Genomic DNA, 12,317 nt, shown 5'->3' on the forward strand with positions numbered 1-12,317 from the left:
CCCCGCCCCGATCGCCGCGTCCAGCGAAGCCCGCCAGTCGTCGTCGGACTCCCCCGGCGTGCCGTAGATCAGATCGAGGTTCACATGGTCGAACCCGGCCGCCCGCGCCTCGGCCACGCACCGCTCCGGCCGCCCCGGCGTATGCGTGCGGTCGAGCACCTTCAGGACGTGCTGCCGCGCGCTCTGCATGCCGAAGGAGACCCGGTTGAACCCGCCGGCCCGCAGCTCCGCCAGATACGCCTCGTCGACCGACTCCGGATTCGCCTCGGTCGTGATCTCCGCGTCGTCCGCGAGCCCGAACTCGTCCCGCACGGCGCCCAGCATCCGTACGAGATCGCCCGCCGCCAGCAGCGTCGGCGTACCGCCCCCGACGAAGACCGTCCGCACGGGCCGCGGGTCGTCGCCGAGGACCTTCCGCGCGAGCCGCACCTCGTCGGTCAGCGTCTGCGCGTAGTTGTCGCGCGAGGCGAGCACACCGCCGGAGCCGCGCAGCTCGGTCGCGGTGTAGGTGTTGAAGTCGCAGTAGCCGCAGCGCGTGGCGCAGTACGGGACGTGCAGGTAGAAGCCGAGCGGGCGGGAGGCCGCGCCGTCCAGGGCGGACGCGGGCAGCGCCCCGTCTTCGGGCATGGGCTCACCATCGGGCAGTGCGGAAGGCATGTCGTCGATTGTCCCGCACCGCCGGGCACTCCTCTCACCTCGCCTGGAGCACCAGCAGCGCCAGATCGTCGTCCGGCGGCCGCTCCGAGAACTCGTGCACGAGCCGCCTGATCCGCTCCGCCACCAGTCCCGCGTCGAGCCCCCCGCACCCGGCGAGCGCCCGCGCGAGCCCTTCGCCGTCGTCGAACTGGAGCCGTCCCGAGCGCCGCTCGGTCACCCCGTCCGTGACGCAGAGCAACGTCTCGCCGGTCCGCAGCTCGAAGGTCTCGCTCGTGTACGTCTCGTCCTCGACGACCCCGAGCAGTACCTGCGGGGTGGCCGCCTCCCGGACCTCCCCCTCGGGCGAGAGCAGCAGCGGCAGCGGATGCCCGGCGCTCGCGATCGTGCAGCGCACGCCCCCTTCGTACGGCTCCAGCTCCCCGTACAGGAGCGAGAGGAAGCGCGAGGTGGGGCCGTCCTGCGGCACGCCCTGGCCGCCCGCCACCGCGACGACCGCCGCCGCCGCGTCCGCCGCCTCGGTCGCGTCGTCCAGGAGGAGCTGGTTGAGACGGTCGAGGACCTCGGCGACCTGGTAGCCCTCGCGGGCGAGCAGCCGCAGCCAGGGCCGGGCGAGCCCGATGACGACCGCCGCCTCGGGCCCCTTGCCCTGGACGTCGCCGAGCGCGAAGCACCAGCGGCCCTCGCCCGCCTGGAACACGTCGTAGAAGTCGCCGCCGGGGCCGCCCTTGTCCCGCGGCTCGTACACCACACCGCTCTCCACGCCGGGGATCTCGGCGACCTTGCTGGGCAGCAGCCCGCGCTGGAGGACCTGGCTGATATTGGCCTGGCGCTGGTAGCGGCGGGCGGTGCTGAGCGCGAGGGCGACGCGGCGGCTGAAGTCCTCGATGAGGCCGGTGACCTCGTCGGGGAAGCGGACCAGTCCGGCCCGTCCGATGACGAGGGTGCCGAGCGCGCGCCCGCCCGCGGTCAGGCGGTACGCGAGCGCCGTGCCGGACGGCTCGCCCGCCAGCGCCTCGCCGGGCCAGGGCACGGGGAAGGCCCCCGAGCCCACTGCCGCGGGCAGCCGGGGCGGCTCCTTCTCCAGGACGCGGCGCAGCTCCTCTATCCGGTGCTCGCTGGTGTGCCAGACGCGGGCGAGCCGGGCCTCCTCGCCGCCGGCCCCGCGCCCCGACCCCTCCGACGCGTCGTCGAACCACACCGCGCACCAGTCCGCGAGGCGCGGCACGAGCAGCTGCCCGGCGAGCGCGGCGACCAGGTCGACGTCGAACTGCCCGGCCAGCAGGTCGGAGGCCTCCGCGAGAAAGGTCAGCGCGCCGCGGTTGACCCAGTCCGTGTCGTGCGTGACGCGCTTGGGCAGCGGCGCGAGGATCTCGGCGGCGCGCAGCCCGCGCTGGATCGCCTGGTCGTTCGTGTACGTCTCGGTCTCCTGGCCGGCCTGGACCTCCTCGACGGGCAGCCGGGCCCAGACGGTCTTGGTGCCCGTACGGTAAGTGATGCCCCAGGACTCCGAGAGGGTCGCGACGAGGTGCAGTCCCCGGCCATACTCGGGTGTGCCGGTCGATGGCTGGCCCTGGTCGCTGCGGACCGCGCGGGAGGGGTGGTGGTCGGACACCTCCAGAACAAGCGTTTCCGTGCTGTCGCCGGGGTCCGCCTCCTCCAGACGGCACAGCAGCTCGACGGTGGTGCCCGCGTGCACCACGGCGTTCGTCACCAACTCGCTGACCAGCAGCACCGAGTCGTCGGCCAGCCGGTCGGTGATCCCCGCGGCCGCGGGCACGCCCAGTTCGGTCCAGTCGGCGAGCGCCGCGCGCACGAATCTTCGGGCCGCGGCGGGCGCCAGGGGGTTTCCGGGCAGCGACGTCCGCACCACCGCCGGCGGCCCGGGACGGTCCGGGGCTGTGGCGGAGGCGCGGAAATCGGTCTCCCGTTGCATCGGAATGGACCCCACGGTGCGGCTCCTGAGCAGTTCGGGCGAATACGCCTCAGGCGACACCCACAGAGTGACAGACTGACCATGCCCATAAGCACCGAGTTACTGAAGTGGGCCACTATGAGTGAGAACAGTGCTATGCCCGTGCTTGGATCAGGCCGGATTCCGGCCCCGGCACAGACGGCCGAGAGCGACGCCGGCGGCGCCCCTGTCACGGAACCGGCCGCCTGTCAGCTGCGCCCTCTTCTCGCTGCCATGCGCGCCGCGCGGGACGGGGACTTCACCAAGGTCGCACCGGTCGGCGACGGCCTGACGGCGGAGCTGTACACCGTCTTCAACGAGATGCTGGACCGTTCCCTCCACTTCGACGGCGAACTCGTCCGCGTGCGCAGGGAGATCATCCGGCACGGCCGTCTGGACGAACGGTTCGCCGCGAGCCCGGGGCAGGGCAGATGGGCGGCCCGGGTCACGGAGGTCAACACCCTCCTCGACTCCCTGGTCGCCCCGGCCGCCAACGCCACCCGCGTGCTGAACGCGGTCGCGGGCGGCGACCTCACGCAGCGTGTCGACCTGCACGACGGCACCCGTGAACTCCGGGGCGATTTACGCCGTCTGGGCCGTGCCGTCAATACGATGGTCGACCAGCTGTCCCTCTTCACGGGTGAAGTCACGCGCGTCGCCCGCGAGGTCGGCACGGAGGGGCGGCTCGGCGGCCGCGCCAAGGTGCGGGGTCTCTCCGGCAGTTGGCGGGACGTGACCGAGGCCGTGAACACGATGGCCTCGCGGCTCACCGCCCAGGTGCGCGACATCGCCCTGGTGACCACGGCGGTGGCGCAGGGCGACCTGACCCGCACGGTCACCGTCGAGGCGACGGGCGAGCTCCTCGAACTGAAGCTCACCGTGAACACCATGGTGGAGCAGCTCTCCGCGTTCGCCGCCGAGGTGACCCGCGTGGCGCGCGAGGTGGGTACGGAGGGCCAGCTCGGCGGGCGCGCGCAGGCGCGGGGCGTGTCGGGCGTGTGGAAGGACCTCACCGACAACGTCAACTTCATGGCCTCGAACCTCACTTCGCAGGTCCGCAACATCGCCCAGGTCACCACAGCCGTGGCCAACGGCGACCTGAGCCAGAAGATCACCGTCGACGCCCGGGGCGAGATCCTGGAGCTGAAGTCGACGGTGAACACGATGGTGGACCAGCTCTCCGCGTTCGCCGACGAGGTCACCCGCGTCGCCCGCGAGGTCGGCACGGAGGGCAACCTCGGCGGGCGCGCGCAGGTCCGCGGCGTCTCCGGCGTGTGGAAGGACCTCACCGACAACGTCAACTTCATGGCGGACAACCTCACTTCGCAGGTCCGCAACATCGCGCTGGTGTCGACGGCCGTCGCCCAGGGCGACCTCGGCAAGAAGATCACGGTCGAGGCGAAGGGCGAGATCCTGGAGCTGAAGTCGACCATCAACACGATGGTGGACCAGCTCTCCGCGTTCGCCGACGAGGTCACCCGCGTCGCCCGCGAGGTCGGCACCGAGGGCAACCTCGGCGGCCAGGCCCAGGTCCGCGGCGTCTCCGGCGTGTGGAAGGACCTCACCGACAACGTCAACTTCATGGCCTCGAACCTCACTTCGCAGGTCCGCAACATCGCCCAGGTCACCACCGCCGTGGCCAACGGCGACCTCTCCAAGATGATCACGGTCACGGCGCGCGGCGAGATCCTGGAGCTGAAGGACACCGTCAACACGATGGTGGAGCAGCTGCGCGCCTTCGCCGACGAGGTCACGCGTGTGGCCCGCGAGGTCGGCACGGACGGCAGGCTCGGCGGCCGCGCGCAGGTCCTCGGCGTCTCCGGCGTCTGGAAGGACCTCACCGACAACGTCAACTACATGGCGGACAACCTCACCGGCCAGGTCCGCAACATCGCGCAGGTGGCCACCGCCGTGGCCCAGGGCGACCTCTCCAAGAAGATCGACGTGGATGCGCGCGGCGAGATCCTGGAGCTGAAGACCACCATCAACACCATGGTGGACACGCTCTCCTCGTTCTCCTCCGAGGTCACCCGTGTGGCCCGCGAGGTGGGCTCGGAGGGACAGCTGGGCGGCCAGGCACGGGTCGAGGGCGTGTACGGCACGTGGAAGCGCCTGACGACGAACGTGAACGAGCTGGCGCTGAACCTCACCACCCAGGTGCGCGCCATCGCCGAGGTCGCCTCCGCCGTGGCGCAGGGCGACATGACCCGTGCGATCACCGTCGAGACGCGCGGCGAGGTGTCCGAGCTCAAGGACAACATCAACCTCATGGTCTCCAACCTCCGTGAGACCACCCGCGCCAAGGACTGGCTGGAGTCCAACCTCGCCCGTCTCGCGGGCCTGATGCAGGGCCACCGCGACCTGATGGAGGTCGCCGACCTGATCCTGCGCGAGCTGACCCCGCTGGTGAACGCGCAGTACGGCGCCTTCTTCCTGGCCGACCCGGACACGGCGGACGCCCCGGCGCCCACCAAGGTCACCGCCAAGGGCCTCGCCTTCATCGCCGGGTACGGCTCCACACAGGGCTCGGTCGTCGACACCGGCGGCATGCCCGCGCACGGCCTGGTCCGCCAGGCCGCCCTGGAGAAGAAGCGCATCCTCGTCGAGGAGGTCCCGCCGGACTACATCAAGATCCACTCGGGGCTCGGCGACGCGGCGCCCGCCACGGTCGTGATCATCCCGATCCTTTTCGAGGACAAGCTGCTCGGCGTGATCGAGCTGGCCACGTTCTCCCGCTTCTCCGACGTCCACCTGGCGTTCTTCGACCAGTTCGTGAACACCATCGGCGTCGCGATCAACACGATCATCGCCAACTCCCGTACGGAGTCGCTGCTCGGCGAGTCCCAGCGGCTCGCCACCCAGCTCCAGGAGCGCTCGGACGAGCTCCAGCGCCAGCAGGCCGAACTGCGCCGCTCGAACGCCGAGCTGGAGGAGAAGGCCGCCCTGCTCGCCACGAGCTCGCAGTACAAGTCGGAGTTCCTGGCGAACATGTCGCACGAGCTGCGCACGCCGCTCAACTCCCTGCTGATCCTGGCCCGGCTGCTCTCCGACAACCCCGACAACCACCTCTCCGACCAGGAGGTGCAGTTCGCGACGACGATCCACCGCTCCGGCTCCGACCTGCTCCAGCTGATCAACGACATCCTGGACCTGTCGAAGATCGAGGCGGGCCGCATGGACGTACGCCCCAAGAAGCTGCCGCTCATCAAGGTCCTCGACTACGTCCACGCGACGTTCCGCCCGCTCACCCTCGACCGCGGTCTCGCCTTCGACGTGTCGGTCGGCGAGGACGTGCCGCGCGAGATGTTCACCGACGAGCAGCGTCTCCAGCAGATCCTGCGCAACCTCCTGTCGAACGCGGTCAAGTTCACCTCGGCGGGCAGCATCGAGCTGCGCGTCAGCCGCGTGAAGGACACCTCGGCGGACCGGCTGCTGCACGACAACGACGACCTGCTCTGCTTCGCCGTCAGCGACACCGGCATCGGCATCCCGTCCGAGCAGCTCCCGGTGATCTTCGAGGCGTTCCAGCAGGCCGACGGCACCACCAACCGCAAGTACGGCGGCACCGGCCTCGGCCTCTCCATCAGCCGCGAGATCGCCGGCCTGCTCGGCGGCCGGATCACCGCGGAGAGCCGCCCGAGCCAGGGCTCGACCTTCTCGCTGTACGTCCCGGTCGTGCACCCCGGGCACGGCGCGGCCGCCATCGCGTACGCGGCCTCCAGCGCCCAGCACCTCACCGAACCGATCGAACACGCCGCGCTGCGGCCGCACACCGCGCTCGAACCCGACGACAGCTGGCCCACCCCCACCAAGCTGGAGGAGTGGAAGGAAGGCAGGGCGGGCCGCATACTGCCGGGCCGCCGCGTGCTGATCGTGGACGACGACATCCGCAACGTCTTCGCCCTCACGCATGTGCTCAGCCGCGTCGGCATGCCCGTCCTGTACGCGGAGAACGGCCGCGAGGGCATCGAGACGCTGGAGCGCAACCCCGACGTCGACATCGTCCTGATGGACATCATGATGCCGGAGATGGACGGGTACGAGACGATGGCCGCGATCCGTCGCAGCCCCCGCTGGCGGGGACTGCCCATCGTCGCCCTCACCGCCAAGGCCATGCCCGGAGACCGCGAGAAGGCCATCTCGCAGGGCGCCACCGACTATGTTCCGAAGCCCGTGGACGTGGACCAGCTGCTCGGCGTCGTCTGCTCCCTCTTGGATCCCGAGAGCGCGGCGACCACCGAGCAGAACACCTCCCCAGATTCCCCGCCCACCTCCACCGATTCAGAGTCCGTCGCACCGGAACAGACAAGTGCTCAGGGAGAAAGTGCTGTTCCGCCGCCGGCAACTGAGTGAGGCACCGTGACCATGAGCGCAGAGTCCATCATCGACCATCGCGCGAGCATCCTCCTTGTCGACGACATGGAGGACAACCTGATGGCGCTGGAAGCGGTCCTCGGGTCGCTCAACGAGCCGTTGGTCCGCGCCCGTTCGGGCGAGGAGGCCATGAAGGCCCTTCTGCGGCAACGATTCGCCGTCATCCTTCTGGACGTCCGGATGCCGGGCATGGACGGTTTCGAGACCGCGACGAACATCAAGCGGCTCGACCAGACCAAGGACGTGCCCATCATCTTCCTGACGGGCACGGACAACGACGCGGGCTATGCGTTCCGCGGTTACGCCACGGGCGCCGCGGACTACCTCACCAAGCCCTTCGACCCGTGGGTACTGCGCGCCAAGGTCACGGTCTTCCTCGAACTGCACCGCAAGAACCAGCAGTTGGAGCGCATACTGCTCCGCGAACAGCAGCAGTTCGACGAGCTCGCCGCGCGTCTGTCGGCGATCGAGTCCCACATGGCCGCGAGCAGCCTCAAGGACGTCCTGGAGCTGCGCCACCACGTGACGCACATGGAGGAGATCATCCAGGAAATGCGCCGCGGACGGGTCGTCTAGACACGACGCCCCGTCCGCGGCGGAAGTCACCGGGACCGGTCGGTCAGGCCTCGCGCGATCCGGCGTACATGTCCTCGATGAGGTGCTTGTACTCCCGCTCGACGACCGGGCGCTTCAGCTTGAGGCTGGGCGTCAGCTCGCCGTGCTCGACGTCGAGGTCGCGCGGCAGCAGCCGGAACTTCTTGATGGTCTGCCAGCGCTGCAGGCCTTCGTTGAGCTGCTTCACATAGCCCTCGACGAGCGCGACCGTCGCGGGGTCCGCGCACACCTCGGCGTAGGACTTGCCGCCCTGGCCGTTCTCCTCGGCCCAGCCGAGGATCGCGGGCTCGTCGAGGGCGATCAGCGCGGTGCAGAAGTTCCGGTCGGCGCCGTGCACCAGGATGTTGGAGACGTACGGACAGACCGCCTTGAACTGCCCCTCGACCTCGGCGGGCGCGATGTACTTGCCGCCGGACGTCTTGATCAGGTCCTTCTTGCGGTCGGTGATCCGCAGATAGCCGTCGACGGAGAGCTCGCCGATGTCGCCGGTGTGGAACCAGCCGTCGCTCTCCAGGACCTCGGCGGTCTTCTCGGGCAGCCCGTGGTAGCCCTCCATGATGCCGGGGCCGCGCAGCAGGATCTCGCCGTCGTCCGCGATGCGCACCTCGGTGCCGGGCAGCGGCTTGCCGACGGTGCCCGTGCGGTAGGCCTCGCCGGGGTTCACGAAGGAGGCCGCGGAGGACTCCGTCAGGCCGTACCCCTCAAGGATGTGGATGCCGGCACCGGCGAAGAAGTAGCCGATCTCGGGGGCGAGCGCGGCCGATCCCGAGACCGCCGCGCGCAGCCGTCCGCCGAACGCCTCGCGCAGCTTGGCGTAGACGAGCGCGTCGGCGACCTTGTGCTTGGCGCCGAGCCCGAAGGGCACCGAGGCGGTGCCGGTCCTGCGGAAGTTGTCCTGGCTGACCTTCGCGTACTCGCGGGAGACCTCGGCGGCCCACAGGAAGATCTTGTACTTGGCGCCGCCGCCGGCCCGCGCCCTGGCCGCCACGCCGTTGTAGACCTTCTCGAAGATGCGGGGCACGGCGGCCATGTACGTCGGCTGCACCACCGGCAGATTCTCGATGATCTTGTCCACGCGGCCGTCGACCGCGGTGACGTGCCCGAGCTCGATCTGCCCGGAGGTGAGCACCTTGCCGAAGACGTGCGCGAGCGGCAGCCACAGGTACTGCACGTCGTCGGGCCCGAGGAGGCCGGTCGCCGCGATGGCCTTGGCCATGTACGACCAGTTGTCCTGCGGCAGGCGCACGCCCTTGGGGCGGCCCGTGGTGCCGGAGGTGTAGATGATCGTGGCGAGCTGGTCGGCGGTGATCGCCGCGATGCGCTCCTTGATCAGCTCCGGGTTCTTCTCCAGGTACGCGGCGCCGCGGGCCTCCAGGTCGGCGAGCGTGAGCACCCAGCCCTCGGGGTCGCCGTCGGCCGGCCCGGCGCCCTCGGCGTCGAGCACCACGACGTGCCGCAGCTCGGGCAGCTCGGCCCGCTTCTCGCGCGCCTTGGCGAGTTGCGCGGCGTCCTCGGCGATCAGCACCCGGCTGCCGGAGTCGGCCAGGATGTACGCCGACTCCTCGGCGTTGGTCTGCGGGTAGACGGTCGTGGTGGCCGCGCCCGCGCACATGATGCCGAGGTCGGCGAGGATCCACTCGACCCGCGTGGAGGAGGCGAGGGCGACGCGCTCCTCGGGCCGCAGACCGAGCTCGACGAGGCCCGCCGCGATGGCGTGCACGCGGTCGGCCGCCTGCGCCCAGCTGAGCGTCTTCCAGTCGTCGGGGCCCTCGCCGGAGGCGGCTGGGACGGGGTAGCGGTAGGCCTCGGCATCCGGCGTGGCCGCCACGCGCTCCAGGAAGAGATGCGCCACGGAGGGCGGACGGTTCTCGATCAAGGTCTGTGTGTCGCTCACGACATCCTCCGGGCCCACGACAGTGCGGCGAACTGGCTGGCGGCTGCTTCTTACATCCCTGTCGGCTACTTGTTTAACTTGCGAGTAACCTACGAGTGGTGATCAGAGTAGAGCGCCGACGCCCGGTGCGTAAGGGGCTGCTGCCTGTCACTTCCTACAGACACCCAAACGGAACGGGCCCGCCGCGCCGAGGCGCCGCGGGCCCGTTCCGGCCTGCTGTGACAGGAGTGACGAACGCGTCCGGTGGCTACTTCTTCGCCTTGCCGCCGCCGTCGTCGCTGGAGAGCACCGCGATGAAGGCTTCCTGCGGCACCTCGACGGAGCCGACCATCTTCATGCGCTTCTTGCCCTCCTTCTGCTTCTCCAGGAGCTTGCGCTTACGGGAGATGTCACCGCCGTAGCACTTGGCGAGGACGTCCTTGCGGATGGCGCGGATCGTCTCGCGCGCGATGACCCGGGAGCCGATCGCGGCCTGCACCGGCACCTCGAAGGCCTGCCGCGGGATCAGCTCGCGCAGCTTGGCGACGAGCCGCACGCCGTACGCGTACGCGGCGTCCTTGTGCGTGATCGCCGAGAAGGCGTCGACCTTGTCGCCGTGCAGCAGGATGTCGACCTTGACGAGCTGCGCGGACTGCTCGCCCGTGGGCTCGTAGTCCAGCGAGGCGTAGCCGCGGGTCTTGGACTTCAGCTGGTCGAAGAAGTCGAAGACGATCTCCGCGAGCGGCAGCGTGTAGCGGATCTCGACGCGGTCCTCGGAGAGGTAGTCCATGCCGAGCATGACGCCGCGCCGGTTCTGGCACAGCTCCATGATCGAGCCGATGAACTCGCTGGGGGCGAGGATCGTGGCGCGCACGACGGGCTCGAAGACCTCGTCGATCTTGCCCTCGGGGAACTCGCTCGGGTTGGTGACCGTGTGCTCGGTGCCGTCCTCCATGATCACGCGGTAGACCACGTTCGGAGCGGTGGCGATCAGGTCGAGGCCGAACTCGCGCTCCAGGCGCTCACGGATCACGTCGAGGTGCAGCAGGCCCAGGAAGCCGACGCGGAAGCCGAAGCCGAGCGCGGCGGACGTCTCGGGCTCGTAGACGAGCGCGGCGTCGTTGAGCTGCAGCTTGTCGAGGGCGTCGCGCAGCTCGGGGTAGTCCGAGCCGTCCAGCGGATACAGACCCGAGAAGACCATCGGCTTCGGGTCCTTGTACCCGCCGAGGGCCTCGGTGGCGCCCTTGTGCAGGGAGGTGATCGTGTCACCGACCTTGGACTGGCGGACGTCCTTCACACCGGTGATCAGATAGCCCACCTCGCCGACGCCGAGGCCGTCGGCCGCGAGCATCTCGGGCGAGTTGGTGCCGATCTCCAGGAGCTCGTGCGTGGCGCCGGTGGACATCATCCGGATCCGCTCGCGCTTGTTGAGCTGGCCGTCGACGACACGTACGTACGTCACGACGCCGCGGTAGGAGTCGTAGACCGAGTCGAAGATCATCGCGCGGGCCGGGGCGTCCTTGACGCCGACCGGGGCCGGGATCTCGGCGACGACCTTGTCGAGCAGCGCCTCGACGCCCATGCCGGTCTTCGCGGAGACCTTCAGGACGTCCTCGGGCTCGCAGCCGATGAGGTTGGCGAGTTCCTCGGAGAACTTCTCCGGCTGGGCGGCCGGCAGGTCGATCTTGTTGAGGACCGGGATGATCTTGAGGTCGTTCTCCATCGCCAGGTAGAGGTTGGCGAGGGTCTGGGCCTCGATGCCCTGGGCCGCGTCGACGAGGAGGATCGTGCCCTCGCAGGCCGCGAGCGAACGCGAGACTTCGTACGTGAAGTCCACGTGGCCCGGGGTGTCGATCATGTTGAGGATGTGGGTACTGCCCTCGTCCGGGCCCCCGGTCGGGGCCCAGGGCAGACGCACCGCCTGGGACTTGATCGTGATGCCGCGCTCTCGCTCGATGTCCATGCGGTCGAGGTACTGAGCACGCATCTGCCGCTGCTCCACCACGCCGGTGAGCTGGAGCATGCGGTCGGCGAGCGTGGACTTGCCGTGGTCGATGTGCGCGATGATGCAGAAATTGCGGATCAGAGCCGGGTCGGTACGGCTCGGCTCGGGCACATTCTTAGGGGTCGCGGGCACGCAGGGTCCTGTCTCTTGAGGCGCCTGTCGCCTCGGGTCGGATCTATACGTAGGTTCCATCGTCCCATGGGTGAGGGACTGCGCTCGGTTTGGGCCGGTCGGAGGGCGGCTGGTACCGTGGGCAGCTGTGTCTCGTAGCCCTCTCAGCGTCGAGACGCATGTCGGAAACACTCATCTGCAGTACCTCTGCAGTACCTGAACCTGAAAAGGCTCTTTCGTGGCGAACATCAAGTCCCAGATCAAGCGGATCAAGACCAACGAGAAGGCGCGTCAGCGCAACAAGGCGGTCAAGTCTTCGCTGAAGACCGCGATCCGCAAGGCCCGCGAGGCCGTTGCCGCCGGTGACGCCCAGAAGGCCGCCGAGCTCACGCGTGAGGCCACGCGCCAGCTCGACAAGGCCGTCTCCAAGGGTGTCATCCACAAGAACCAGGCCGCCAACAAGAAGTCGGCGCTTGCTTCGAAGGCCGCGTCCCTCTAAGGGCTGAAGCCTCTGCTGAGTGCATCGGCGGTCGCTTCGGCGGCCCGCGGTTGACACTCACTTGATTCGACGCCGGTACGGGACCCAGCGGACCCTCTCTTCCGCTCCCGTACGGGCACCCCGGAGCCGTACACGACTGCGTTCGCCACGCGGGTACGGATCCACACAGCGTGAACGGAAGCCCCGTCCCACCGACCTTCCCCAGGTCGATGGACGGGGCTTCCGTTCACGC

At 69.5% G+C, this 12,317-nt stretch carries 7 protein-coding genes; 3 read left to right on the plus strand and 4 right to left on the minus strand.

Translation table 11 applies throughout. The annotated features are described in order from the left end of the window. A partial coding sequence (locus tag AOK22_RS33220; RefSeq protein ID WP_208606479.1) for a coproporphyrinogen-III oxidase family protein occupies positions 1 to 657 on the minus strand: 657 nt, incomplete at its 3' end. Between the two features lie 34 nt (positions 658 to 691). Further along, positions 692 to 2,590, minus strand: a complete 1,899-nt coding sequence (locus AOK22_RS33225) for a SpoIIE family protein phosphatase (RefSeq protein ID WP_055702430.1) — start codon at positions 2,588 to 2,590, stop codon at positions 692 to 694. 252 nt (positions 2,591 to 2,842) lie between these two features. On the opposite strand from AOK22_RS33225, the gene AOK22_RS33230 reads away from it, so the two are divergent. Continuing rightward, the gene (locus AOK22_RS33230; RefSeq protein WP_079036979.1) at positions 2,843 to 6,961 is read left to right on the plus strand and encodes a HAMP domain-containing protein; all 4,119 of its coding nucleotides are present in this window, start codon (positions 2,843 to 2,845) and stop codon (positions 6,959 to 6,961) included. Positions 6,962 to 6,973: 12 nt separating this feature from the next. Next, positions 6,974 to 7,558, plus strand: coding sequence for a response regulator (locus AOK22_RS33235; RefSeq protein ID WP_055702431.1), 585 nt, complete (start codon positions 6,974 to 6,976; stop codon positions 7,556 to 7,558). A gap of 43 nt (positions 7,559 to 7,601) precedes the next feature. On the opposite strand, the gene AOK22_RS33240 is transcribed toward AOK22_RS33235, so the two are convergent. Then, complete coding sequence (locus AOK22_RS33240) at positions 7,602 to 9,491, minus strand: AMP-dependent synthetase/ligase (RefSeq protein WP_055702432.1); 1,890 nt, start codon at positions 9,489 to 9,491, stop codon at positions 7,602 to 7,604. A gap of 247 nt (positions 9,492 to 9,738) precedes the next feature. Next, positions 9,739 to 11,607, minus strand: a complete 1,869-nt coding sequence (lepA, locus tag AOK22_RS33245) for a translation elongation factor 4 (RefSeq protein ID WP_055702433.1) — start codon at positions 11,605 to 11,607, stop codon at positions 9,739 to 9,741. Positions 11,608 to 11,824: 217 nt separating this feature from the next. Here lepA and rpsT point away from each other — a divergent pair, with 217 nt between their 5' ends. Next, complete coding sequence (gene rpsT, locus AOK22_RS33250; protein WP_055702434.1) at positions 11,825 to 12,085, plus strand: 30S ribosomal protein S20; 261 nt, start codon at positions 11,825 to 11,827, stop codon at positions 12,083 to 12,085. Positions 12,086 to 12,317: the final 232 nt, after the last annotated feature.

This window comes from Streptomyces silaceus, from assembly GCF_001419745.1.
Classification (GTDB): domain Bacteria; phylum Actinomycetota; class Actinomycetes; order Streptomycetales; family Streptomycetaceae; genus Streptomyces; species Streptomyces silaceus.

Excerpts from the sequence above, each read along its gene's own strand:
- AOK22_RS33225 (WP_055702430.1), bottom strand. The coding sequence starts at position 2,590 with ATGCAACGGGAGACCGATTTCCGCGCCTCCGCCACAGCCCCGGACCGT.
- AOK22_RS33230 (WP_079036979.1), top strand. The coding sequence starts at position 2,843 with ATGCGCGCCGCGCGGGACGGGGACTTCACCAAGGTCGCACCGGTCGGC.
- AOK22_RS33235 (WP_055702431.1), top strand. The coding sequence starts at position 6,974 with ATGAGCGCAGAGTCCATCATCGACCATCGCGCGAGCATCCTCCTTGTC.